The sequence below is a fragment of the Leadbettera azotonutricia ZAS-9 genome (assembly GCF_000214355.1).
Lineage (GTDB): Bacteria > Spirochaetota > Spirochaetia > Treponematales > Breznakiellaceae > Leadbettera > Leadbettera azotonutricia.
Genome location: NC_015577.1, coordinates 16,266 through 40,297, shown reverse-complemented (window position 1 = coordinate 40,297; position 24,032 = coordinate 16,266). Strand labels below are relative to the sequence as shown.

Sequence of the window (24,032 nt, the reverse complement as noted above, 5' to 3'; positions counted from 1 at the left end):
TATTCCGGAGGATATATGAATGACATAAAAGGGAAAAGCCCCCTTCATACCATGACCCTGACAAGCCCCACTGAATTCTGGAACGATTCTTGTTCAGTCAGCGAACTTACCTATGCTATGGAAAACGGCGCTGTGGGCGGAACAAGCAATCCCCTAATCGTAGGCGAGGTACTCAAAAAAGAACTTGATGCCTGGAAGCCCAGAATTGTGGAAATTTACGAACAAAACCCTACAGCTTCCGAAGAGTTCATCGCTTGGCGCATAATGGAAGAAATTACCGTGAAAGCCTCAAAACTCCTCCTTCCCCTCTACGAAAAGAGCAAGGGCCACAATGGGCGCATTTCCATTCAGACTAATGCGCAGAACTACCGCAACCCCCAGGCTATGGTGGAACAGGCGGTGCACTTCAACACCCTCTACCCCAACAACAATATCAAGCTGCCCGCGACCAAAGCCGGCATAGAGGCAGTGGAAGAACTCAGCTACCGGGGTATTAGCGTCAACGCCACAGTATCTTTTACAGTACCCCAATATGTGGCAGTTGCCGAAGCGGTTGAACGGGGACTCAAGCGCCGCGAAAAAGAAGGCAAGGATGTTTCCTCCATGAGCCCCGTGTGTACCCTGATGGTCGGCCGCCTCGACGACTGGCTCAAGGTCGTGGCCAACAAGAAGGGCATTGTGACTGATCCTGCTTACCTTGAATGGGCCGGGGTTGCGGCTGCAAAAAGGGCTTACACGCTTTACAAAGAACGGGGCTACCGCGCCAGGGTGCTTAACGCAGCTTACCGCAACCACTTCCACTGGTCGGAATTTATTGGCGGTGAAATGGCCATGACCATCACCTGCGACTGGCAGAAACGGTTTAACAGTTCCGATGTGGAGGTAAAAAACCGTATCGACGATCCGGTGGACCCGAAAATCATTCATGAGCTTGAAAAGAAGTTTCCCGATTTCCACAGGGCCTATGACGAAAAAGGCATGAAGCCCGAAGAGTTTGAATATTTTGGCGCTACAAGGCGGACCCTGCGTTCATTTATTGCAGGCTATACGGATCTCCTCGGCGTAATTCGGGGCATCATGATCACCGATCCTGATGTTAAAGGCGAATAGGCTGGAGGAATTATGATTATTTATACTGATAAAGTGAATTCCGGTTATAACGGCATTATTACCATGGAAGGCAGCGGCAAACTTATGCAGATGGATATGGGCCTATTAAAGCTGCCCCAGGGCGGAAGTTTTGAACTTCTGGAACCGGATAAAGAAACTGCCCTGCTCCTTCTGGACGGCGAAGTTGTTTTTTCGTACAAGGGCGAAACAAAAACAGGCAAAAGATCTTCCTTTATTGATGAATGTCCCCACTGCCTTCACATTCCCCGCAATATAAAAGTTACTATTACTACTAAATCAGGCTGCGAGATCTACATACAAAAAGCTTTAAACGCAAAAGACTTTACCCCGGTGTTTTACAAACCCGAAGACAATATGGTGAATCATACAGGCAAAGATATTCTGGACGATACCATGCACCGCATTGTGCGTACCCTCTTCGATTTTGAGCATGCGCCTTATTCAAATATGGTGCTTGGAGAGGTCTTAAGCCTTCCGGGACGATGGTCGGGCTATATACCCCACACCCATCCCCAGCCGGAGATTTACTTTTTCAGATTCCACAGGCCCGAAGGTTTCGGCGCAGGCTTTGTGGGCGAAAATGTGTACAAGCTTAAAAATAACAGTCTGCTATTAATTGGCCCCGACATGAGCCACCCCCAGGTGACAGCCCCGGGTTTTCCCATGCTGACTGTATGGGGTATACGGCACCTTGACGGCAACCCCTGGCAAAGAAGCAAAACACCGGATGTTCCGGAATACAAATGGATTTTGGAGGAAAAGAAATGAGCGTAACGAAATTAAAATATTGCTGCAACGGAATGTGGGTTGATTCAAAAACCGGTAAATGGATGGACGTGTACGATCCGAGTACCGGGGAAGTAATTGCCCAGGCCCCCTGCTGTACTCAGGAAGAACTTCAGGCAACCATTGACGCAGCAGCAGCGGCCTATAAAAGCTGGTCAAAAACACCCGTAATACGGCGCACTCAGATCCTTTTCAAGTTCAGGGATCTTGTGGTCGAACACATGGAAGAACTCACCAAAATTGTGGCCCGCGAAAACGGCAAGGTCTGGAGCGAAGCCGAAGGCGACATACTCAAGGTAAAAGAACCTGTGGAATTGGCCTGCGGCGCCGCTACCCTCATGCAGGGAGAATCCCTCATGAACACCAGCACAGGCTATGACTCGGTTCTGTACCGTGAACCCATCGGCGTGTTCGGCGGCATAGTGCCCTTCAACTTCCCCGGCATGATACCCTTCGGCTGGATGGCCCCCCTCTGTATCGCCGCAGGAAACTGCATCGTTTTAAAATCATCCAGCTCTACCCCCATGACCAGCATCAGGCTCCTTGAACTTCTGCAGGAAGCGGGCCTCCCGGCGGGCGTTGTAAGTGTTATCACCACCGACAGGAATGTTGCGGATCTTCTGCTCACAAACCCCGTCATCAAGGGGATTTGTTTTGTGGGCACTACTTCCGTGGGTCTCCAGGTTTATTCCAAAGCCGCGGCCAACGGCAAACGGGTACAGGCCCAGACTGAAGCCAAGAACCATGCCCTTGTCATGGATGACGCTGTCCTTGACAGAAGTGCCGCAGGTATCATCAATTCAGCTTTCGGCTGCGCAGGCGAACGCTGTATGGCCCTGCCCGTTGTTGCGGCTCACGAAAATATTCATGACAAGTTAGTAGAACTGTTAATCGCCCAGGCCAAAACCCTTAAAGTCGGCTGCGCCTATGATAAAGCATCCCAGCTCGGTCCTGTGGTCAACAAGGCCCATTATGATCGCGTTACAGGCTGGATCGAAAAAGGGATCAAGGAAGGCGCAAAACTTGTTCTTGACGGAAGAGGAATAAAAGTTCCGGGTTTCGAAAAGGGCTTTTACTTAGGTCCCACGATCTTCACCAATGTTACCGAAGACATGAGCATAGGCCGGGACGAAATATTCGGCCCTGTACTCTGCGTCAAAAAAGTAAAATCCTTTGAAGAAGGCGTCAAGGTCATCAACGGCAACCCCTTTGCCAACGGAGCGGTGATCTACACAAGTTCAGGCTACCATGCCCGCAACTTCTCCCTGGAGATAGACGGCGGCATGGTAGGCGTCAACGTGGGCATCCCCGTACCGGTGGGCATGTTCCCCTTCTCGGGCCACAAGCAATCATTCTTCGGCGACCTTCACTGCCTCGGCAAAGACGGAATCCGTTTCTTCACCGAGAGCAAGGTGGTCACCTCAACCTGGTTCACCGAAGAATCGGCAAACAAGAAAGTCGATACCTGGGATGGTTCTGTCGGGGGCTGATTACGCCCTTTTGGCGTACTTCTTCATATCGAAGAATACAGCCACGATGATAATGGCGCCCTTAACGAGGTACTGATAGTACGAATCTATCGCCAAAAAGCTCATGCCGTAGTTGATGAGACCCATGGTGAAGATACCGATGATCATGCCGCCCACAGTTCCGACGCCGCCATTCTGTGAAACGCCGCCCACGGTTACTGCCGCGATTGCGTCCAGTTCCATGCCGTTGGCGGTGAGGGCATTGGCCAATGCGAGGCGGCTCGCAAGAAGCACTCCCGCGCAGCCGTAGAGAAGCCCCGCGTAAAAATACACGCAGACGAGGTCCTTCTCCACATTGATACCCGACACCCGCGCAGCCTGGGCATTGCCGCCTATGGCGTAAAAGTTCGTGCCCTGCTTGGTATGCCTGAGAAGCACCCAGACAATAAAAGCAATGACTACTACATATACCGCGAGATAGGGAATCTGAAAAAACGAAGGCCCGAATGAATTCTGCGCAATGGCCTTGAACTTGGGGGTAAGGGAACTCACAATAGCAGCTTTAGTGTAAATAAGCTGAATACCCCGTGCAATGGACATGGTGCCTAAAGTTGCGATAAAAGGCGGCAGCTTTCCGTACGCTACCAGCACCCCGTTAAAAAGGCCGAAGAGGCCGCCCGCCACAAGGCCCATCAATATAGGCATAAAGAGGGGGAAAGAATGTCCGTAGTAAAGGGCAGTCTCGTAGGTGGGAATCTGGGCGAAGGAGGCCGCCACCGATGCGGTAAGGCACACCACATAGCCGATGGAAAGATCAATACCTTTGGTAATAATGATCATCCCAACTCCAAGGGAAGCAAAAGCCCGCACCGCCTCGGCGATGATAAGGGTTTTAATTGAATCCCAGGTGAGGGCACGCCCTCTGGTGAGAACCGCCAAAACAAAGAGCAGCACCACAAAGGTTACAAAGGTAGTATACTTGCTCATCATTTGTTTAAGTTTCAAATCTCTTGTGTCTTTCATGCTGACTCCTGGGAACTGTCGGTTCCTTTTGCAAACTGTGTAGCAAAACGCATAATTGCTTCCTGTGTAGCTTCTTCTTTCTTGAGAGCGCCCGTGAGCCGCCCTGCGCAGAGCACCAGCACCCGGTGACTCATGCCGATAAGCTCGGGCATTTCACTGGATACCATGATAATAGCCTTCCCCTGTTTCACAAGTTCCGCCATGATCGTGTAGATTTCATATTTGGCCCCTACGTCGATACCCCGTGTAGGTTCATCCATAATAAGAATGTCGGGCAGGGTCATAAGCCAGCGGCTCAGGATCACCTTTTGCTGATTTCCCCCGGACAGATTCTGTACCATAGCCGACATGGAAGGCGTCTTGGTTCTGAGCTGTTCGTTCTGTATCCTTGCGGCCTCGGTCAGCCTCTTGTGATCCAAAAGGCCGATTTTAGTTTGATAATTGCCCAATGAAGGAACTGTCGTATTAACCGTCACATCCAAAAGGGGGAATATACCCGTATTGCGGCGGTCTTCGGTAATAAGGCCGATGCCCGCTTTAATCGCGTTTTTTGGGGTAAGCTTTTTTAAGGCTTTGCCGTTGATCAACACCTCGCCGGAAGCGACCGTCCTTACGCCGAAGATGGCCTCCACAAGCTCGGTACGCTGGGCGCCTACAAGGCCGCCAAAACCGAGTATCTCGCCCTTGCGGAGTTCAAAGCTGATGTTTTTGAAAGACCGGGGATTGGAAGCGGTGAGATTTTTCACCTCCAGGCACACATCCCCGATGACGCTTTCCACAGGGGGGAAACGGTGGGTCGTGTCGCGGCCCACCATGAGGGAAATAAGCTTATCGCTGCTAAGTTCCCCAATGGGATAGGTGCCAATAGTGCGGCCGTCGCGCATGACCGTTACCGAATCGGCAATCTGGAAGATTTCTTCCATCTTGTGGGAAATATAAATAATCGCCACGCCCCTGGATTTGAGATCCCTGATGATATCGAAAAGGTGGGCAACTTCGTTTTCAGTTAAAGATGAAGTAGGCTCGTCCATCACCACGATTGAGGCATTGTAAGAAACCGCCCTGGCAATTTCGCAGCCTTGCTGCTGGCTGATGGAAAGGCTCGACATACGCGCCGCAGGATCAAACTCGTAGTTGAGGCTCATAAGCAAAGCCTTGGTATCCTGGAGCATTTTTTTATGATCGATAAGATGAATGACGTTGAGAGGTTCCCTGCCGAGCCAGAGATTCTGCGCCACCGAACGTTCCGGAACATTGGAAAGCTCCTGATGTATCATGGATACGCCGGCATTCATGGCGTCTGCGGCACTGTTAAAGCGACAGTCCCGGCCTTTAAGAACCATCCTGCCTGCATCCATCTTGTAAATGCCGAAAAGGCATTTCATGAGAGTCGATTTGCCAGCGCCGTTTTCACCCATCAGGGCATGAACCGTCCCAGGCATAACCGTAAAACTCACATCGTCCAGGGCCAAAACCCCGGGGAACTGTTTGGTCACTCCCAGCATTTCAAGGACGGGCTTTGATTCTTCCATTATAACTCCAAAATACAAAGGCCGTCCCGGTTTCCCGGGAATCGGCCTTTATAAGCTAAGGCGATGTACGATTAGTGAGTCTTGTAGTAAGTGGAATTCTTGTCTACCGGCACAAAGGGTACGAGATAACACTGCCCGATGATGGAGGCGTCATTGGCCGGGGCTTCATCAATGGGGGTGGTGGCGGCAGGAGTTCCGCCTGCGGCGTTGCCGGCCTTGTAGGTACCGGAAGCGATCTGATAAACCACATCGAAGGCAGAAGCCGACTGGCCTACTGCATCCTGGAGAACTGTGGCGTACAGCTTGTTCTCTTTCATGGAGTTGATGGCGTCCTGGGTGGCGTCAATGCCGAGTACAGGAACCGTCAGGGTGGTGCCATCAGAGGAATCGCTCTTGGTAAAGCCGTTCTGGATGAGGGACTCAACAGCGCCGAGGGCCATGCCGTCGTTCTGGGCAGCCACGACATTGAACTTGCCGCGGTAAGCCGCAATCCAGGCGTCCATTTTCTGCTGTGACTGGTCGGGAGTCCAGTTGGCAGTATCGCGGGCAATGATATTGACCGTGTAACCCCTGGTCTTGAGTTCAGCCAAGAGACCCGCTTCCCGGTTAACCTGAGCGGGATGGCCGAGCTGCCCCAAAATGAGGAGCATATTAACGGCTTTGCCCGGCGCCTTGCCGGGGTTCTTGTCAAAATAGTCCGCAATGAGCTGGCCCTGATACCTTCCGCCCACGAATTCGGGGGAAGAGGCAAAAAAGAAGTTCTTCCCGACCTTGAGGGCATCCACAGTGGGCTGGATATTGGAATAGGCAGCCGCCCCGCCCTTTGCCTGGATAAGCTGGTTCATCTGCTCCGAAAGCTCGGAAACGCAGGGAACGATCACGAAATACTTGTACCCCTGGTTGAGCAGGGTCTGGAGCTGGGTAAGCTGAGTCGCCCCGTCGCTCCTGGCATCCTGTACGTTGAGGGCCACATTCTTCTCGGCCGCCAGCTTCCTGACACTCTCTGAATAATCCTTAAGGAACTGTTCGTCGATGTTCCTCATGAGCAGGGCGATCTGTACCTGTCCGCTGCTGCTCCCGCCTCCGCTGGACTGCCCGCCGCCCGAAGCGAACGCCATGCCCCCAAGGGCAATAAGTGCAGCCAGAACCAATGCAAGTTTCTTCATAGTTTCTCCTTCCTGTTACCTTAAGTTAAGGTATTGTACTATAGTATACAACCTTTTTGGGGAATCGTAAAGTAGTTTTTGAGAAATAAATCAGCTTATAGAGGCGGAACAGGAGAGCGCAACGCAATCTATCCCTATAAATCGAAAATGCCGCCTTTCCTGGGATGCTCAAGAAGTTCTTTTACGGTTTCCAATAAAACTTCGGATTTAACGGGTTTGGAGAGCATTTCGCTTGCTCCCTGGCTAAGGGCATGGGAAATAAAGTCCTCAGTGCTATGGCCTGAAATCACAATCACCGGTGTGGCCATCAACCTGGGAATTTTCTTGATTTGATGAAGAAACTCGAAACCGGACATTTCAGGCATCTCAATATCCAATAAAATGATATCCACGTTAATAGTGCCTAACAATTTGAGTCCATCCACAGCAGATTTACAAACCCGTAAATCATAGAGCTTACTCAATATATTATTAAGGACCATCAATTCCTCTGTTGAATCATCAATGGCAACAACTATCTTTTTATCAGCCATTTCATTTTATCCTTATCCCGCAAGCTGTCGATCAGACTAAAGCGGATAGTCAAACTTGTCAATCAAGCAACACGGAGGACGGAAGGAGGGAGAAAAAGAGGAAATCAGGACCTTTTCAGGACTTTGTTAGACGCTGCTTTTTTATGTATTTGGCGATTTAATTATTCATTTTAGCCATTACTATTTGCCAAAAGCCGGTCCATGTGTTATTAAGATATATTTATCTGTACATAATTCTTCTAAACTGATTAAATCAACTATTTGATCATATTCGGGTTTTTCAAAAATGCCGCCAATAAATGGATTAGTAAACTGATAACCTATAAATCTATATTCATCATATTCATATTCTTTTTGATTAAGGTTATACATATTTTTGCTATTTTTCCATTCATATTTATCATCATTACCCATAATGAATAAAATTGGAATTCCTATTTCTGCTAAAATATTCTTAATTTTTATTTCTTCTGTTTTATTATTCTCAGAAAATGTAGTCAAGTCTCCTGCAATATACCAATATTTTCATTAATGCATACTGATTTAAAGTCTAAATAGGCTTTTATTAGCCCATGCAAATCACTTGATATTAATACTTTCATTTATGATCCTTGCTTACAATATATCAGAATATTTAGGTGGTATTTCGCACAACGCGTATTAGGCGTAGGCCCCTGTACGCCTCCTTTCATTCTGCGTGTAAAAAAAGGCGGGGGGTAGTGGAATAGACCGGAGCGACGAGCGACGGCGAGGAGTGAGGACTATGGAGCGAGGGGGGCAGTACCCCCTTTTTTAAATTGATATTAATTGCTTGTTTTATGTGTGTTTTTATGCTAGTGTCGATATGTGTTATCCGGGGGCTTCGATATGAAAAAGCTTGTTACTGCCACTTTTTTACTCACCTTTATGGTATTGGTTTTATTCTCGGCTTGCAGTACTGAAAATGAAAGCAACACAAGCAATAAAGTTCCTGCGTCTCCCGGATCGGGAGATATAGCGAAGCCCTCAGGCGATCTTCCTGTTGTCTACATGACAGGCAGCATAGATTCCGCAAGCCTTGCTGCCATTTACAAGGCTTTGGGCCGGGAAGTGAAGGGAAAAGTGGCGGTAAAGATCAGTACCGGTGAGCCCGGAGGCCATCACTTTCTTGATCCTGCTCTTATTAAGGATCTTGTCCAGTCTGTTAACGGTACCATCGTTGAAAATAATACTGCCTACGGCGGGAGGCGCGCCAATACTGCCATGCATAAGCAGGTGGCTATAGATCACGGTTTTACTGCTATTGCCAAGGTGGACATCTTGGACGAGGACGATTCCATAAGCCTTCCCTTTGCAAAGGGCAAGAACATTCAGGAGGATTTTGTAGGTTCCCATTTTGCCAATTACGATTCATGTCTGGTTCTTTCCCATTTTAAAGGCCATGCCATGGGCGGTTTCGGAGGCGCTGTTAAAAATATCTCCATAGGCTTTGCTTCCTCCATGGGAAAGGCCTGGATCCATAGTGCGGGAAAAAGCAAGACCAACCCCTGGGGCGGCCCCCAGGACGCTTTCCTGGAATCCATGGCGGAGGCGGCCGGAGCTGTCATGGACTCCTATGGAGACAAAATTGTGTATATCAGCGTGATGAATCATCTCTCGGTGGACTGCGATTGCAGCAATAATCCTGCACCCCCCGAAATGGACGATATAGGCATACTCGCCTCCCTTGATCCTGTTGCCCTCGATAAAGCCTGTGTGGATCAGGTCTACGCCTCGGATACCAAACGCAGCGCTTCCCTGCGTGAACGCATCGAAAGCAGAAACGGCCTCCACACCCTCGATCATGCCGAAGCCCTGGGCCTCGGCAGCCAGAAATACGAACTGGTCAGGATTGATGGCTGAAGCAATTAATCGTGAATTTGTCTATAGGGTATTCGCAACTATATTCCGAAAAGTTCCACTGCCTTTGCCATGTTTTTTATTACCGGTACCGAGAAGGGGCAGCGTTTTTCGCAGCTTCCGCAGCTTATGCAATCCGAGCCGTGCTTTGACAGGGCTTTGTAATGCTGGGTTACCGTTGGGGCTATGTCTTTCTCGTTCTGTCGGGCAAGATCGAGGTATTTCGTCAGGGCCGCCACGTCAATATGGGAAGGACAGGGCAGGCAGTGATTGCAGTACATGCAGTTCCCCTTATACTCGCCCTGGTAATTCTTGATGATATCGCTGTAGTCCTTTTCTTCATCCTTCATATCGAAGTAACGCAGCGTATCCTTAACCTCTTCGGGGTTTTTGCAGCCAATGAGGGTGCTCACCACCGCAGGGCGGGTAAGGGCATAGTGTATGCACTGGGCGGGTGTCAAAGGAGAGCCGAAGGGGGTGAGATCAGGCGAAAGCAATCTTCCTGCGTGGAGGGTCTTCATCGTGGTGATGCCGACTTCTTTCTCTTCGCAGAGACGGTAGAGGCTTGCACGCTGGGGCTGTATTTTGGCGGTGAAAAGATTCTTGCTTTTTTCGTCGTCGAACATTTGGTAGATATCGGCCTCTGCAGGGGCCATGTCGAAGACCGGGTTCACGCTGAACATGATGAGGTCAACCACGCCGGTCTTTACAATGCGCTGGGCAATTTCACTGTTATGGCTGCCTGCGCCTATAGCCCGGATAATGCCCTTCTTTTTTAGGCCCTGGGCATAATTCAAAAGCTCGCCTTCAAAAATTGCCTTGAAATCCTCGGGCGTATCCACAAAGAAAAACATCCCGAAGTCGATATAATCCGTTCCCATATCGGTCAGGTAGCTTTCAAAATATTTCTTGCATGTGCCAAGGTCGCGGCTCAAGTCATTCTGTTCGTGGATATCCGTAGAACCAATGTGGCCCTGGATAAACACCTTGTCCCGCTTGCCCTTGATAGCCTTCCCGAAATTGCTGCGGGCTTCTTTGTTTGGGGAGAAGAAATCGAACATATTCATCCCCCCGTCAAGGGCGGCACCGGTTATTTTTTCAACTTCGCCAAAGGGCTTATTCAAAAGCCCTTCACAGCCAAGCCCGATGATCCCGGCCTTAATGCCGGTTTTTCCTATGGTACGATATTGCATATTCATGCTTAATTGTATGGCTAAAACCCATTCTTGTAAAGTTTGAAGCTCCGGGGTATTATTTGAGAAAGGAATTTGCCGTGACACAGGGAGTTATATTTGACATGGATGGGGTTCTGACCGACTCCGAATGGTTTATCGCCGAGGCGGGGAAAATCATGTTCCGGGAAAACCACAATACCGCAGTTACCCACGAGGACTTTCTCCCTTTTGTAGGCATGGGCGAAAACCGCTTCCTTGGCGGAGTAGCCGAAAAATACCGCCTTAACGGCTTCGACATAGAACGGGACAAAAAACGCACCTACGAAATATATGTGGAAATTATTAAAGGAAAGCTTGACCCCCTGCCCGGCGCGGTCGAATTTGTCAAAGCCTGCATAGCCGCAGGTTACAAAACCGCCCTTGCCACCAGCACCGACTATATCAAAATGAATGCAAGCCTCGAAGCCATTGGCCTGGCCCACGGTTTTTTTGAAGCCACGGTGAACGGCCTTGAAGTGGAACGCCGTAAGCCTTTCCCCGATATTTTCCTTGAAGCTGCCCGGCGTATTGGTATTGCGCCCGATCATTGCTGGGTGGTGGAAGATTCTGTTGGCGGAGTGCAGGCGGCCAAGGCGGCGGGTATGCGCTGCCTGGGGTTGCTTACTACGTTTCCTGAGGGGGAGATACGCAAGGCCGGGGCGGATATTATTGTGAAAGATCTTAGCGCAGTGCGGGTGGAGGAGATTGGATAATCTGCGGATAAAATACCCGTTTGCCCTAGGGCTTCATTTCGGCGCGCAGTTTTTTTAACAGGCTAATGAGTACCTTACCCATTTCGTCACATTCCTTCAGGTTGTCGGTAAATTCAAATTCCGTGAGGAAATCATTGTCATTGAGCACTTCGAGCCAGTATTTGGCCTCGGCGCAATCCTGCAAAGCCAGGTAAACTTTTGCAAGCTGATCGTTTTTGCCTAAAGCCATTTCAGACTTGGCAAGATTGGCGCCAACGTTTGCGCCTGAACGGAGCAGCTGTTCCGAAAGCACAGTTTCTTTTTTGTGGGCGGAAAGATGCTTATACAGCTGCACTGTTTTTGCCGCAAGGGTGCGGCTCTTTTGCTTGATTTCCTGATCCATATTGGATTTATGCCTTGATGGCTCCCTCGCTGATTCCGGTTACAATGTACTTCTGGAGGAACAGGAACACTATTACTATCGGGATGACAGTGATTAACACCGCCGGGAATATGAGCTGCCAGGGATTGCCGTACTGCCCCGCAAGGATGCGGGCATAGTAAAGCTCCAAAACAAGAGTTTTACTGTCAGAATTCCCAATAGTGAGAAAAGGCAGAAGATAATCGTTCCATACCCACATGGCATCCAGTATTATCACTGTGACAGTAATAGACTTTAAGAGGGGCATGACTACCATAAAGAACATCTGGAACACATTGGTACCATCGATAAAAGCCGCTTCTTCAACCCCCAATGGCACGCCTTTTACAAAGCCGTGGTACAGGAATATGGACATGGAAAGACCAAAACCGCCGTACATCAATATAAGGCCCGGAAGATTTTTAAGCCCCATCATATCGAAGAACTGAATCAAAGGATACATGAGCGCCTGAAAAGGTATTAGCATGGCCGCCACAAAGGCCATAAAAATAAAGTTTGATATTTTGGTCTTGTTCCGCACCAGTATCCATGCCGCCATGGACGAGACCAGCACGATGAGTATCACTGCTGCCAGGGTAATACCAAAGGTAATGCCTATGGCCTTAAAGAAATGTATCTCCGATGCCGCCCTTAAAATGTACTGCAGATCCCATGCCCGGGGCAGCCCCAAAGGGGCATTAATAATATCAGCCTGCCCCTTAAAAGAATTGACAAAGAGGAACCAGAGGGGCGCCAGGGTATAGATGCCCATAATAACCAGCACGAAGTAGACAAGGGAGCTTTGGATGCGCTTTCGAAGAAAATAATGCTTCTTTTTCATGCTTCAAGCTCCTTCTTTTTGGTCAGGTATGTCTGGGTCAGGGTAATGGCTGCGACCACGACAAAGAAGATAACCGCCTGGGCCTGGGCCTTCCCGTAATCCGGAGGATTCGAATCCCGCACGGTTCTCAGAATCTGGTAGGCCAGCATACGGGTATTGAACTCCCCGTCGGTGAGGGCAACGTTCTGATCCAGGAGCTTAAAGCTCCCCGAGATGGTCATAAAGAAAACAATGGTAAAAGAAGGCATCAGCATGGGGACGGTGATTTTGCGGAAGACCCGCATGGACGAAGCCCCGTCAATACTGGCAGCCTCATAAAAATCCTTGGGGATATTATTGAGGCCAGCCACATAAATAATCATCATGTACCCGGCCGATTGCCATGTAGTGAGCAGCACCAACGCGAAAATCGCTTTGACAGAGCTTTGGGTCATGTAGCGGAGGGCTTCGATGTGTATAAGCCCTCCGGGCCCGAACAGAATGTCGGTAAACACAATTTGGAAAATGAACTGCCAGATAAAGCCCAGGGCCAAACCGCCCAGCATATTGGGCATAAAGAAGGTAGTACGGAACGCGCTGGCAGCATGGGAAGCGATATTTGTTACAAGCAGGGCAAGGCAGAGGGCCGCCGCATTGTGCACAATCACTGCAATCACTGTGTATTGCAGGGTATATATGAAAGCCCTTCTGAAGCGTTCTTCCTTAAACGCGTTAATGTAATTTTGAAATCCAACAAAGGCGTCGAGAGGGGAGGCCGCCCGGGTTCTGGTAACAGGATCGAAATAATAGCTGCCTCGCCAAATCACAAGGGAATCAAAAATTCCCACCATAAAGGGTATGATTATGACAAAGAAAAATAAAATGAGCGCAGGCATTACAAAGGGCCAGAACCACTTCTTATAAATATTCATTGCGACCTCCACAATCCGCCATTGGAACCTATTGCTGCTGTTCGTGCTTCAGCTTAATCCAGCTTGCTATCATAGTATCGGCAATAGTGTTGTAATCCTGGGTTGTCCAGCTTGCCTTTAAGAGATAATTCTCAAGGAAAATTACCCGCCCCACTTGCTCGCCGCTCCAGGTTGAGGGGGAACCGTGATAGGGATCGGAAAGGATGTTCCTGGACTTCATGTACTCGATGATGGAGTTGCCCAGGGAATTGGGCACAGTGGTTGTGGCAGGATCGGCGTTGTAAGGAATGAAGGCAAATTCATCCACCACGTAATGCTGGCCGGTTTTGGAAGTATTGAGCCACACGAGGAAATCGTAAGCGGCCTTCTTCTCAGCCTCGGTCGCCATGGCGTTCACCACGTAGTAGTTGGGAACAAACACGGGGATAGAGCTGTTGATCTTGTCCACTGTCAAACCGTCTTTGCGGGTAATATCAGCCTGCTTAAAGGGCATCTTTACAGGCAGAAAGGTCAGACGCTCGGCCAGGGCGGGATTTACCGACGCGATGTTGCCATAGGCCCAGTTGCCCTGCTTGAAGAACACAGCTTTGCTGTCGGCAAAGATCTGCACCGCCTGGTCGTAACCGAAGTTGGCGCTGGAAACAAAGTCCTGCCCCCTCTTGGCCGGTCCGTTCTTGCCCGCGAGGTACGAGGTCTTAAGATCCAGAGCTTGGGCATAGTCAACGAAGAGGCCCTTCATCGCCTGGATGTCGGCATCGCTGGCTTTCTGGGCCTCCGGCGAAGTCGCAAAAGCGCCGTTGATAGCGATGTTCACAAAGTGGTCGCCATAAGTCCAGGACTCGCTTCCCATTACCGCAAAAACACCATTGAGGTTGGCAGCCAAACCGGTCTTCGAAGCAGCCAGGGTATACGCCTTGCCGCTCAAAGCAACCTGCGCCGCAGAGGGGCTTTTGATCCAGGAATCCAGGGCTTTAACCAGGGCTTCCCATTCAGCGTATGAAGCGCTGGTAATATCAGCCAGAACTGCGCCAACTTTATCAGCCCCAAAGATAAGGCCGATCATCTGCTTGTCCGCGATATAGCCGTAGCCCTCAACATTGAAGGGGATACCGTAATTGGCGTTTCCGCCGTTGGTCAGGTAAAGAGTCGGGTTAATGCTCTTTGCAAGTTTTTCGAATTCAGGATGCCCTGTCACTCCATTAAGGTTGGTGATGAATCCCCCCTGAATCCACGATTCAAGACCGTAGTAATCGGCGCAGTAGATGACCGGGTAATTTTTGGAATTCATTTCCGTATTGAGGGGTGCCGTCGAATCCTGCCCTGCCCCGATGGAAAATGTCTTTATCCTGATACTGGTTTCTTCCTGGAAAGCCTTTCCCATGGCTTCAAACTGAGCGGCGTTTTCGCCCTTGGTATTAAACACATAGAGATCGTAGCCCTTGTCAGCAACTTTAGCCCCTCCGGATTTCGAGCATCCCAAAATCGCCAAAACCATTAAAGGGATCAGCACCAACAGTTTTTTCATGTTTTTCATAATGTCCTCCATTAAATATATAATAAATGAAAAGTGCCATAATTGAAAGTGTTTTTCAATCATTTATGCTTGGAAATAAGCTATTATTTTCACATTTTGTACTGGGAAGAAAGAACTAAGTTAATATTGGATATTTTAGAGATTTTGGTAATATTCTTTCTATGTAACAATTTTGTCCTCAATGCCAAGATTTTTCCATACCTAAAATTATAAAGTATAAAAAGAACAAAATTATGTCTATATTTGCAAATTTCTTTCAATAATTTCATTTGTTAATCAGAGAATTACAATTTATAATTAATCATCACATTAGAATGCCAGGGGAATTTATGAATAGTAAAGACAACACCAGCCTGAAGGCTGTGATGGGGCGATTTATTCAGCGTCAGGAAAGCAGTATCATTATTGCACTGCTGCTGTATATGATCATTGTCTCCATTGTCAATCCAACTTTTATTTCCAGAGCGAATTTGTTCAATGTGCTTCGTTCATCTGGATTTACCCTCATCACTGTTGTGGGGATGACCTTCATTCTTATTACAGGCGGACTGGATCTTTCGGTTGGTTCTGTCCTGGCCCTGGGCGGGGTAATTACCGGCATTGCCTGCCGCGAAGGGCTGCCGGTACCTTTCGCGATACTGCTGGGCGCGGGTATGGGTTTTATCATTGGTCTCATAAATGGTTTTATTGTTGTCAAAGCGGGCATCCCTCCCCTGATTGTTACATTGGGCATGCAATATGCAGCTAAGGGGCTGGTTTCGGTATTAACCAAAGGCATTCCAATTTATCCGCTGCCTGTAGCTTTTAAGCTTATCGAAAAGGTCAGGGCTTTTGGAATTCCGGCGGTGGTCATATTTGCATTACTCATCGCTATTGCAGGACATGTACTCCTTTCCAGTACAGAATTCGGGCGCAGTATTTATGCATTAGGCGGGAATGAAGAGGCAGCCCGGATATCAGGGATCAGGACAAAACGCACAAAACTTTGGGTTTATGTTGTTACTTCAACTTTAGCAGCCCTGGCAGGTATCTTTATGGCTGCCAGACTTGGTTCGGCAGAAGCTGCCGCCGGTACAGGTTATGAGCTTACGGTTATCTGCGCTGCCATCATCGGGGGAACTTCAACATTTGGCGGTACCGGTACTATTCTTGGTTCAGTCCTGGGAGCTTTCTTCATGGAAGTCCTCACCAATTCACTTACCCTGATGAGGATATCGGTATACTGGCAGAACCTGGTAGTTGGAACTATTTTGATTCTCGCTGTATTACTGGACCAGTATAAACGAAATCTTATCATGCGTCAGGCCATTAAAAGAGTGGGCAAGGGAGAAGCCGATGGGATCTGAGCATAAAGACGCAGAAACCCGGGAGTCCATTCTTTCTGTTCGGGAAGTAACCAAAAAATTTATGGGAACTGTAGCCCTCCGCAATGTCTCCATGGAACTTTTCCGCAATGAGATTCTGGGCGTACTGGGAGAGAATGGCGCCGGTAAATCAACATTGATGAAGATACTTAGTGGTATTTATCCTGTAAGTGATTATGAGGGAGAGATACTGCTCGAAGGAAAGACCTGCCGTTTTTCATTCCCCCTGGATTCACAGCAAAGTGGTATCGGGATGATCTATCAGGAATTGAACCTGGAGTTGGATCTTTCAGTGGCAGAAAATATCATGCTGGGCTGTTCTCCGAAAAACAGGCTTGGTTTTATTGACTGGAAAGCCATGGAAGCCAGGGGAAAAGAAATGATGAAACGCCTCAATTCCAATATTGAGGTGAACGCAAGGGTACGGAGCCTTTCCCCTTCCATGCAGCAGATCGTCAGTATTGCCCGTGCTCTGGTCAGAAATCCGAAAATCCTTATTCTCGATGAACCTACCTCCATGCTCACCGAGGGAGAAACAAAAAACCTGATGGAGATTCTCCGCCGCCTTCGTAACGAAGGTATTTCCTGTCTATACATCTCTCACAAACTGGATGAAGTTTTTGATCTCTGTGACCGCATAGAAGTACTAAGGGATGGACGGCATATTAATTCCTATGAGAAACATGACAAGTATGACAGTAAACGTATCATCGAGGACATGATTGGACGGCGCCTTGAATCAATGTATCCACAGATGGATCACCAAATAGGAGAAGAAATTTTCAGAGTTGAACACTTTCAGGTTCCTCATCCTTTTGCAAACGGAAAGAGCATTATCTCCGATGTAAGTTTCACCCTTCGCAAGGGAGAAATCCTGGGCCTGGGAGGGCTGGTCGGTTCGGGCAGGTCTGAACTGCTCAACGCTGTATTCGGCGTTATTCCGCGCGCCAGGGGCAAGATATATAAAAAAGGAAAAGAAATTCAAATTCATGAACCCATAGATGCAAAAAAACACGGTATTGGCCTTTTGACCGAAGACCGTAAAAAAAACGGTTTTATCAGTACCATGACGATTTGTGAAAATATGACTATTACCACCATGGATAAAATGAAAAAAGGCTTGCTTCTGGATAAAAAAAAGGAAGAGGCCCTGGCAGGAGAGTACTTTGACAAACTCAATATAAAGGCCCCGGGATTATTTACCATGATCACCAGTCTTTCGGGCGGCAATCAGCAGAAAGTAATACTTGCCAAATGGCTGATGTGCGGGCTGGATATCCTGTTTCTTGATGAACCAACCCGCGGTATTGATGTGGGAACTAAATATGAAATCTATAAAATCATTCTGCAGCTTGCCCAGGGCGGCGTTTCCATCGTGATGATCTCAAGTGAAATCGCCGAACTCACTGCCATTTGTGATCGTTTTGTTATTTTGGGAAAAGGACTGGTACAGGCGGAATTGAATAAAGAAGAAGCGGACGAAATCAGCATTATCAGGGCTGCGTCAAACACGTAAGCAATACGGATTACCGTTTGCTATATTTTATGGAGGTATAGAAATGAAAGGAAAGAGATTTCTCGCCATCACCGTGGGTCTTGTAATGCTTCTGGGCATTGCAGGTTCTGTCTTTGCCGGAGGAGGCTCCCAGTCGGCAGCCAAAAAATCCGGTCAGCTGCACTTTGTGTATGTCACCCCTCTGCTTTCACATCCGGTTTGGCTGATTGCTAAAGACGGATTTGATCAGGCCTGCAAGGAACTGGGTATTCAGGGTGACTGGGTCGGGCCCCAGATCATATCCCCCGAAGAAATGACCAAACTGGTGGATACCGCAGTTGCTCAAAAAGCCGATGCCCTTATCACCCAGGGCCTGGTTCCCGCATCGCCGGTACAGACTGCCGTGGAAGCGGGCGTTCCTGTTCTGATCGTTGACAGCGATTTATCCGATGTAGACCGTCTTGCCTTCTTTGGCAAAGACACCAAAGTTCAGGCTGAAGCCCTTTATGCAGACGTCCTGGCAAAGTTGGGTCCCAACACCCCACTGAATGTTTCCATTCAGGTTGCATCCTTAAGCTATGAAGTTGCTCATACCCAAATGGGTTCAATTGAAGAAGTCTTCAAGAAACACCCCGGTGGATTTAAAATAGTGAGCACTTCAGAGAGCAAATCGGAAAAAATTCAATCTGCTACCGAATGGGAAAGAAATTTCAACGCCTACCCCGAGATCAATGTTGCTATCAATCTGGCCGCCGAGGCCGGTCCCGCCTGTGCAACAGTGGTAAACGAAAAAGGCATACGCAATAAGGTGCTGGTGTACGCAGTAGACGATATTGATGAAACCCTGGATTTGGTAAGGAGCGGCGGTCTTGATGGTACTATCGTTACTTCCTTCTTCAATTACGGGTATCAGGCAACCTATTGGCTGTATCAGCACATTACGCAAGGGAAAAAACCTGCCAAAGTAATTAATGACGCCGGTACTATTCTTGTGACCAAAACCAATGTCGGCAATTATGCGGATGCTCTGAAGAAACGGGTCGATCTGTAATCAGTAATGCAGAACACGGCGGTCATGGGGTTTCCAAGATCGCCGGTTTTTATAATACTGATATTTAAGGAAAATTATTATGAATGGATACGAACGTATTAAAACAGTTCTTCAGGGAAAAAAGGCAGATAAAGTTCCTTTGATGTTGCACAGTTTTTTACCTGCTGCAGCCGAATCCGGTTTTACCATGGAAGAATACCGGAGTAATGCCGGAAATATGGCACGTTCACATATTAATTTTGCACGTAAATATGATTTAGACGGAATTCTTTTGGATGTAGATACCTGCGTTCTTGCAGGCGCAGTGGGTACTATTCTGGAACTGCCCAAAGACGGTCCGGCACGGGCAATAGCACCGGCCTCAAAAAACTATGATGAACTTCTTGAATTGATGGATCCCAAGCGTCTCTATGCCTGTGACAGGATCAAAATTATTCTTGAAGCGGTTCATATTATGCGCAGGGAAATCGGAGGCGAAATTTTTATCCGGGGAAATTGCGATCAAATGGCCTATAGCCTTGCCATGCTGGCATACGGCATGGAAGATTTTCTGGCGGATCTTATGGATGAGGATCAAAGTGAAAAAATACTTGCGCTGATAGACAAGGCCTATTATGTGCACTTTGAATACAACAAAATGATGATGGAAGCAGGAGCGGACATGACAAGCTTTGGCGATTCTTCATGCGGCCCCGACCTTATCAGCAGGGATATGTTCCTGAAATTCTCCCTGCCCTTCCATAAACGTCTTAAACAAGACCTGGAAAGGCTGAATATAGCAACTATCTGCCATATCTGCGGAAACCTTGATATAATAGTGGATGATGTAGCAAGTGTGGGATTTACCGGGGTAGAAGTGGATTATAAGACCAACCTGGAAAAAATGGCCATGAGTTTTAAAAACAAATCGACAGTATTTGGTCCTATTGACCCTTCAGGGATGTTTTATTTCGGAACCCCTGAAACAATGAGCGCCGAAGTCAGGAAAGTATTAAACTGCTTCCATGGTGAAGGTATTGTTCTTGGCGCCGGGTGCGCCATTCCAAAGGGCGCGCCTGAAGAAAATATCCGTACATTTACAAAAACCGCAAGAGAATATATGATATAATTGAGAGGCAGGCGTGTTGGGGCAAAAAAGTATTGGGTTAAAACTGCTTATATACAATGTGATCCTGCTTGCATTGGTAAGCATAATTATAGGGATAAGTTACGGGAGCAGTACAAGTTATTCTCGGGAATACAATTTTATTGCCAATCTCTACCGTGAACTAAGCCTTTTTTACAGACAGATGCAGGTCTCCCGTAATGATGCACAGAATTATTTTTACAGTATGACTGACGACAAACTTATTGATTACCGTAATTCCTTTAATACTGCATCCAAAAATCTGGACAATATAATGGAACAGGTAAATAATCCGTATCTATGGTACCGTTTTACGATATTGCGGAACATGATGGTAAGCTGTAACGAACAATTTGAAAAAATGCAGTTCCATGGCGGGAACCGCCCCAGCTATGCAGGTAATTATCAGTATCTTATGTATCTTTTTGAGCTGACTGATGGAACCCAGCGGGAGTATTATAGTTATTTGGTAAATTATACCGAGATACGCCAGATAGCTATACAGAACCTCTGGAAACGAATGACTTTATTGGTTACTCTGATTGTAGCAGGTATTATTCTAATCGCCTTGTTTTTCTCCCTCAGTTCTTCCCGCTGGGTTACCCGGCCCATCAACAGCATAGTAAGCAATATTCAAAAAATAAAAATGGGAGAATATGATCTCCGTCAGGTTAAAGATTCCGGCCCCGAATTCGCAGTTTTGGGTGAAGCCTTTGATGATATGGCCTCATCAATAAGTTCCAATATACAAAGTATCGAAACCAATGCACGCCTCCGCCAGCAGCTCCTGGAAATAGAAAATGAAAATCTCAGGATCAATGAGCAGCTCATTGCATCGGAATTGACAGTTCTGCAGGATCAAATGAATCCTCATTTTCTTTTTAATACATTGAGCATGATTTCTCAAATAGCATCCATTGAAAATGCACACCAGGCAGCAGAATTAATAGATATTACTACCAATCTTCTCCGTTACAGCCTCGATAAATCAAATCGTATGTCAACCCTTCATGAGGAAATAGAATGTGTCAGAAATTATTTCCATATACAACGGCTTCGTTTTGGAGACCGGATTACCTTTGAGCTTCATGATGACGAAAACATTCCAAATACCATGCTGCCGGGGATGTTGTTACAGCCTTTAATCGAAAATGCCGTACTCCATGGTGTCGGCGGAATGGTGAAAGGCGCTCTGGTAACTGTTTCAATTACCCGCAAAAATGAGTTCTTATTTCTTTCCGTTGAGGATAACGGCAGGGGAATATCTGCTGAAAAATTGGAAGAACTCCTTAATGACGATTCATATCCTTCCAAAGATTCCAATTCCCGAATCCACATTGGCATCATAAATGCAAAAAAACGCCTGGAGATACTCTTTGGCAGATCCGCTCGTTTTCATGTAGAAAGTACTGAGGATGTGGGAACATTAATAACCATTTCCATAATCTGTTTTGAAACAGAAACAGGGGCCGGCGGAGGGTTTGTTTAATGTATACCATCATGATCGTCGAGGACGAATACATTGAACGGCAGGCGCTGGTTCTCATGGTACGGAATAATTTCCCCGAACTTTCCGAAATCGGTGATGTAGGTAACGGCTTTGAGGCCCTCACCCTTGCAAAAAAAGAAAAACCCGACTTAGCCCTGATCGATGTTGGCATTCCGGGTATAAATGGCCTTGACTTGATAGCCGAAATACAGTCTATCGAACCAAAAACAAGTTTTATCATTATTTCTTCTCACGATAATTTTGAATTCGCCCAGAGGGCAATAAAACTCGGCGTTGAAGACTACCTGTTAAAACCTATAAAACTTGATGCTCTGAAACGGGCCATCGGAGCAAGTATTACAAAAAAAGAAAGCCATAATGAAAATAACACTAATACTACAAACCTGATAAATCGGCTCGAAAATATCAGGCCCCAGGTTGAAAATGATTTTATCTATACGATCATTTCCAACGGACAGGTAAAGAGCCTGGGGCAAATGCTGTCTTTCCTGGGATTTGAGGGCTATTGCGGATTCTGCCTCATCATATCAGAACAAAGCGAGTCTCACCATATTCACAACCTGATAAAGGCAATCCTGAATGAAGTAGGCAGTAAATCAATAAACGGTTTTTTCAATAATAATTCAGTAATATGTCTCTTTTTTAGTAATCCCCAGGAAAATACCGGCCTGGATGATATCTGCAATTATATCATCATGCGTCTCCAAAAAAACGGATACGCCGACTTTCATATCGGTGTCAGTGAGTTGGTGGAAACTTCGGCTCTCTGGCCCGAATCTTACAGGCAGGCCATGGCTGCCCTAAGAGACGCAGAAAACAAAAAGAATAAACTTAAAAAATATTCTCCCGGTGATCAACTCTCCCTGAGAAAAACAGGAGAAAGTACTGCAAAAAACGCAAGCCAGCTTTCGCTTTGGGTAAATCTTTTATCCAGGGCAATTTTGGATAATAATGATGACAAACAGAAAAAGCTGGCGGAGCAAATCACGCTGGTTCTGATTTCCCAATATGATTTAAGGCAAGCCCATGACGAAATATACAAATTAATTATACTCCTCAGAGAAGATCTTGCCCGGGTTGTTCCCATACCCGGATTGTCCCTGGATACCGAAGCCCTGCAATTTGAATCGGAGGAGCCCCGGTCTCTTGAAACATATTTGCTCTCCAGTATTATGCAGCTTTCATTGACAGTCAGTGAAATACGGGATCAGGGCAAAAATATTTTAGTTGATCAGGCTATCCTCTACATACAGGCAAATTATCAAAAAGAAATTTCCCTTGGCAGTATTGCCAAAGAAATCAATATTAGTCCCTATTATCTCAGTAAACTGTTTCGAAAACATACCGGAAAAAGCTGTACTGAGCTTATTACCGATGAACGGGTAGAAGCAGCAAAGAAACTCCTGCTGCAGAACCGAAGTTCAAAAGAAGCCTGTTACCAGGTTGGATTTAATAGTCAGAATTATTTTGCAAAGATATTTAAAAAACTAACCGGCATGACTCCCGGTGAATACCGTACTGCCAACCTTACGTCTTAATTTTTCCCCCATAATTATTCAATTTACAGCTCCATGCCTGCATGGCAATTCCGAAAGCCGTAGAAACATTGAGAGAGCCCTTGGCCCCAAAACTCGGTATGCCCACCCTCCCCAAAGAAGCGTCCGCAGCCGCCAAGGCTTCGGGGCTCACCCCCAATTCCTCGGAACCTGCAATCATGATGCCCCGGAGGGGAAAGGGAAATTCCTCCAGCGGGATGCCTCCGGTTTCAAGGGCAAAGAAAGGCCCCTCAAGACCGGCCAGCCCCGCCTTCTCCCAGGGCAGGGCATCGATACAGCCCATGGCTGTCCTTTGAGCCCTTGGATGGCCCGGATCGGCGCAAAAGGGCGAAAGCCATATCTTCTCGGCCCCAAAACATTCGGCAGTCCTGAACATGGCGCCTACATTAAAAGGAGAACGTATATCCTCAAAATAGGCCTGCATACCGCTAAAAATCCGCCGTTTCGTCTTATCCAGGCTTCCCGAAGCTTCTTTAAGATCGAAATCCCATTCAGCAGGGTAATGCCCGGTCTCAGCAAGAAGAAGGTGCCTGGCACTGTTTATGGCCCGGCGCAGGGCAGATTGTTCTGCCTGCTGGGTAATATTTTCCTGGGCAAGCGACAGGGCTTCCAGCACTGCCGGGGCAAAGCCCCCATCTCCGGACAGCGCCTTTAGGGCATCAGCCAAAAAGTTCATCTCGTCGGGCGGTAAAGCTCCGCCAAGCACCAGCCTCTGCTCGGCCTCGGCAAACATTTTGGCGATTTTCCGCAGCCGCTGGGGACGGGGAAGCCTTTCCAGTTTATAGAGGGGGATCATATA

General features: G+C 47.6%; 22 protein-coding genes. 11 read left to right on the top strand and 11 right to left on the bottom strand.

Annotation, left to right across the window (positions count from 1 at the left end):
* Nucleotides 1-15: 15 nt before the first annotated feature.
* From TREAZ_RS00175 to TREAZ_RS00165, 3 genes are read left to right on the top strand one after another with little or no spacing between them, the layout of a single operon-like run.
* Complete coding sequence (locus TREAZ_RS00175) at nt 16-1,110, top strand: transaldolase family protein (protein WP_015709750.1); 1,095 nt, start codon at nt 16-18, stop codon at nt 1,108-1,110.
* A gap of 12 nt (nt 1,111-1,122) precedes the next feature.
* Complete coding sequence (locus tag TREAZ_RS00170) at nt 1,123-1,899, top strand: 5-deoxy-glucuronate isomerase (RefSeq protein WP_043922600.1); 777 nt, start codon at nt 1,123-1,125, stop codon at nt 1,897-1,899.
* Nucleotides 1,896-3,407, top strand: a complete 1,512-nt coding sequence (locus TREAZ_RS00165) for a CoA-acylating methylmalonate-semialdehyde dehydrogenase (RefSeq protein ID WP_015709749.1) — start codon at nt 1,896-1,898, stop codon at nt 3,405-3,407. Before TREAZ_RS00170 ends, TREAZ_RS00165 begins: the two co-directional genes overlap by 4 nt.
* On the opposite strand, the gene TREAZ_RS00160 is transcribed toward TREAZ_RS00165, so the two are convergent.
* From TREAZ_RS00160 to TREAZ_RS00140, 5 genes are all read right to left on the bottom strand, one after another.
* A complete protein-coding gene (locus TREAZ_RS00160) occupies nt 3,408-4,409 on the bottom strand; it encodes an ABC transporter permease (RefSeq protein WP_015709748.1) in 1,002 nt (333 codons plus the stop codon). It lies immediately after the preceding gene.
* A complete protein-coding gene (locus tag TREAZ_RS00155) occupies nt 4,406-5,941 on the bottom strand; it encodes a sugar ABC transporter ATP-binding protein (protein ID WP_015709747.1) in 1,536 nt (511 codons plus the stop codon). Before TREAZ_RS00155 ends, TREAZ_RS00160 begins: the two co-directional genes overlap by 4 nt.
* A gap of 71 nt (nt 5,942-6,012) precedes the next feature.
* A complete protein-coding gene (locus tag TREAZ_RS00150; RefSeq protein WP_015709746.1) occupies nt 6,013-7,107 on the bottom strand; it encodes a substrate-binding domain-containing protein in 1,095 nt (364 codons plus the stop codon).
* Between the two features lie 134 nt (nt 7,108-7,241).
* Entirely contained in the window at nt 7,242-7,640 is a 399-nt protein-coding gene (locus TREAZ_RS00145) for a response regulator (protein WP_015709745.1), read from the bottom strand.
* A gap of 180 nt (nt 7,641-7,820) precedes the next feature.
* The gene (locus tag TREAZ_RS00140) at nt 7,821-8,141 is read right to left on the bottom strand and encodes a metallophosphoesterase family protein (RefSeq protein WP_015709744.1); all 321 of its coding nucleotides are present in this window, start codon (nt 8,139-8,141) and stop codon (nt 7,821-7,823) included.
* A gap of 366 nt (nt 8,142-8,507) precedes the next feature.
* Between TREAZ_RS00140 and TREAZ_RS00135 the strand changes: the two genes are divergently transcribed.
* The gene (locus TREAZ_RS00135; RefSeq protein WP_015709743.1) at nt 8,508-9,521 is read left to right on the top strand and encodes a DUF362 domain-containing protein; all 1,014 of its coding nucleotides are present in this window, start codon (nt 8,508-8,510) and stop codon (nt 9,519-9,521) included.
* A gap of 38 nt (nt 9,522-9,559) precedes the next feature.
* Here TREAZ_RS00135 and TREAZ_RS00130 read toward each other — a convergent pair whose 3' ends face one another.
* Nucleotides 9,560-10,717 carry an aldo/keto reductase gene (locus tag TREAZ_RS00130; RefSeq protein WP_201764778.1) on the bottom strand — a complete coding sequence of 386 codons (1,158 nt, stop codon included), beginning with the start codon at nt 10,715-10,717 and terminating at the stop codon, nt 9,560-9,562.
* 74 nt (nt 10,718-10,791) lie between these two features.
* Between TREAZ_RS00130 and TREAZ_RS00125 the strand changes: the two genes are divergently transcribed.
* On the top strand, nt 10,792-11,445 hold the full coding sequence (locus TREAZ_RS00125; RefSeq protein ID WP_148257612.1) for an HAD family hydrolase: 654 nt from the start codon (nt 10,792-10,794) through the stop codon (nt 11,443-11,445).
* A gap of 25 nt (nt 11,446-11,470) precedes the next feature.
* Here the strand turns inward: TREAZ_RS00125 and TREAZ_RS00120 are convergent, their stop codons facing one another.
* Genes TREAZ_RS00120 through TREAZ_RS00105 form a run of 4 tightly spaced genes read right to left on the bottom strand, consistent with a single transcriptional unit; the run spans nt 11,471 to nt 15,131 of the window.
* Nucleotides 11,471-11,827: a four helix bundle protein gene (locus TREAZ_RS00120; RefSeq protein ID WP_015709740.1), complete on the bottom strand. Its 357-nt coding sequence runs from the start codon at nt 11,825-11,827 to the stop codon at nt 11,471-11,473.
* A 7-nt stretch (nt 11,828-11,834) separates the two neighbouring features.
* Nucleotides 11,835-12,686 carry a carbohydrate ABC transporter permease gene (locus tag TREAZ_RS00115; RefSeq protein ID WP_015709739.1) on the bottom strand — a complete coding sequence of 284 codons (852 nt, stop codon included), beginning with the start codon at nt 12,684-12,686 and terminating at the stop codon, nt 11,835-11,837.
* The gene (locus TREAZ_RS00110) at nt 12,683-13,597 is read right to left on the bottom strand and encodes a carbohydrate ABC transporter permease (protein WP_015709738.1); all 915 of its coding nucleotides are present in this window, start codon (nt 13,595-13,597) and stop codon (nt 12,683-12,685) included. Before TREAZ_RS00110 ends, TREAZ_RS00115 begins: the two co-directional genes overlap by 4 nt.
* Nucleotides 13,598-13,625: 28 nt before the next feature.
* The gene (locus tag TREAZ_RS00105; protein ID WP_015709737.1) at nt 13,626-15,131 is read right to left on the bottom strand and encodes an ABC transporter substrate-binding protein; all 1,506 of its coding nucleotides are present in this window, start codon (nt 15,129-15,131) and stop codon (nt 13,626-13,628) included.
* A 329-nt stretch (nt 15,132-15,460) separates the two neighbouring features.
* On the opposite strand from TREAZ_RS00105, the gene TREAZ_RS00100 reads away from it, so the two are divergent.
* The 6 genes from TREAZ_RS00100 (at nt 15,461) to TREAZ_RS00075 (ending at nt 23,215) form a co-directional block, all read left to right on the top strand.
* Nucleotides 15,461-16,477 carry an ABC transporter permease gene (locus TREAZ_RS00100; RefSeq protein ID WP_015709735.1) on the top strand — a complete coding sequence of 339 codons (1,017 nt, stop codon included), beginning with the start codon at nt 15,461-15,463 and terminating at the stop codon, nt 16,475-16,477.
* Nucleotides 16,467-18,011 (top strand): sugar ABC transporter ATP-binding protein, encoded by a 1,545-nt coding sequence (locus TREAZ_RS00095; protein WP_015709734.1) that lies wholly within the window; start codon nt 16,467-16,469, stop codon nt 18,009-18,011. Before TREAZ_RS00100 ends, TREAZ_RS00095 begins: the two co-directional genes overlap by 11 nt.
* A gap of 43 nt (nt 18,012-18,054) precedes the next feature.
* Entirely contained in the window at nt 18,055-19,041 is a 987-nt protein-coding gene (locus tag TREAZ_RS00090; protein ID WP_015709733.1) for a substrate-binding domain-containing protein, read from the top strand.
* A gap of 79 nt (nt 19,042-19,120) precedes the next feature.
* A complete protein-coding gene (locus TREAZ_RS00085) occupies nt 19,121-20,149 on the top strand; it encodes a uroporphyrinogen decarboxylase (RefSeq protein WP_015709732.1) in 1,029 nt (342 codons plus the stop codon).
* Between the two features lie 223 nt (nt 20,150-20,372).
* The gene (locus TREAZ_RS00080) at nt 20,373-21,656 is read left to right on the top strand and encodes a sensor histidine kinase (RefSeq protein ID WP_169312593.1); all 1,284 of its coding nucleotides are present in this window, start codon (nt 20,373-20,375) and stop codon (nt 21,654-21,656) included.
* Nucleotides 21,656-23,215, top strand: coding sequence for a response regulator (locus tag TREAZ_RS00075; RefSeq protein WP_015709730.1), 1,560 nt, complete (start codon nt 21,656-21,658; stop codon nt 23,213-23,215). Before TREAZ_RS00080 ends, TREAZ_RS00075 begins: the two co-directional genes overlap by 1 nt.
* Here TREAZ_RS00075 and TREAZ_RS00070 read toward each other — a convergent pair.
* On the bottom strand, nt 23,205-24,029 hold the full coding sequence (locus TREAZ_RS00070) for a TrmH family RNA methyltransferase (RefSeq protein ID WP_015709729.1): 825 nt from the start codon (nt 24,027-24,029) through the stop codon (nt 23,205-23,207). The genes TREAZ_RS00075 and TREAZ_RS00070 overlap by 11 nt on opposite strands.
* Between the last annotated feature and the right edge of the window lie 3 nt (nt 24,030-24,032).

Coding starts and splice junctions, on each gene's coding strand:
- TREAZ_RS00070 (WP_015709729.1), bottom strand. CDS start 24,029: ATGATCCCCCTCTATAAACTGGAAAGGCTTCCCCGTCCCCAGCGGCTG.
- TREAZ_RS00080 (WP_169312593.1), top strand. CDS start 20,373: ATGACTGACGACAAACTTATTGATTACCGTAATTCCTTTAATACTGCA.
- TREAZ_RS00085 (WP_015709732.1), top strand. CDS start 19,121: ATGAATGGATACGAACGTATTAAAACAGTTCTTCAGGGAAAAAAGGCA.
- TREAZ_RS00105 (WP_015709737.1), bottom strand. CDS start 15,131: ATGAAAAACATGAAAAAACTGTTGGTGCTGATCCCTTTAATGGTTTTG.
- TREAZ_RS00120 (WP_015709740.1), bottom strand. CDS start 11,827: ATGGATCAGGAAATCAAGCAAAAGAGCCGCACCCTTGCGGCAAAAACA.
- TREAZ_RS00100 (WP_015709735.1), top strand. CDS start 15,461: ATGAATAGTAAAGACAACACCAGCCTGAAGGCTGTGATGGGGCGATTT.
- TREAZ_RS00155 (WP_015709747.1), bottom strand. CDS start 5,941: ATGGAAGAATCAAAGCCCGTCCTTGAAATGCTGGGAGTGACCAAACAG.
- TREAZ_RS00130 (WP_201764778.1), bottom strand. CDS start 10,717: ATGAATATGCAATATCGTACCATAGGAAAAACCGGCATTAAGGCCGGG.
- TREAZ_RS00160 (WP_015709748.1), bottom strand. CDS start 4,409: ATGAAAGACACAAGAGATTTGAAACTTAAACAAATGATGAGCAAGTAT.
- TREAZ_RS00115 (WP_015709739.1), bottom strand. CDS start 12,686: ATGAAAAAGAAGCATTATTTTCTTCGAAAGCGCATCCAAAGCTCCCTT.
- TREAZ_RS00165 (WP_015709749.1), top strand. CDS start 1,896: ATGAGCGTAACGAAATTAAAATATTGCTGCAACGGAATGTGGGTTGAT.
- TREAZ_RS00150 (WP_015709746.1), bottom strand. CDS start 7,107: ATGAAGAAACTTGCATTGGTTCTGGCTGCACTTATTGCCCTTGGGGGC.
- TREAZ_RS00175 (WP_015709750.1), top strand. CDS start 16: ATGAATGACATAAAAGGGAAAAGCCCCCTTCATACCATGACCCTGACA.
- TREAZ_RS00145 (WP_015709745.1), bottom strand. CDS start 7,640: ATGGCTGATAAAAAGATAGTTGTTGCCATTGATGATTCAACAGAGGAA.
- TREAZ_RS00090 (WP_015709733.1), top strand. CDS start 18,055: ATGAAAGGAAAGAGATTTCTCGCCATCACCGTGGGTCTTGTAATGCTT.
- TREAZ_RS00095 (WP_015709734.1), top strand. CDS start 16,467: ATGGGATCTGAGCATAAAGACGCAGAAACCCGGGAGTCCATTCTTTCT.
- TREAZ_RS00110 (WP_015709738.1), bottom strand. CDS start 13,597: ATGAATATTTATAAGAAGTGGTTCTGGCCCTTTGTAATGCCTGCGCTC.
- TREAZ_RS00075 (WP_015709730.1), top strand. CDS start 21,656: ATGTATACCATCATGATCGTCGAGGACGAATACATTGAACGGCAGGCG.
- TREAZ_RS00135 (WP_015709743.1), top strand. CDS start 8,508: ATGAAAAAGCTTGTTACTGCCACTTTTTTACTCACCTTTATGGTATTG.
- TREAZ_RS00170 (WP_043922600.1), top strand. CDS start 1,123: ATGATTATTTATACTGATAAAGTGAATTCCGGTTATAACGGCATTATT.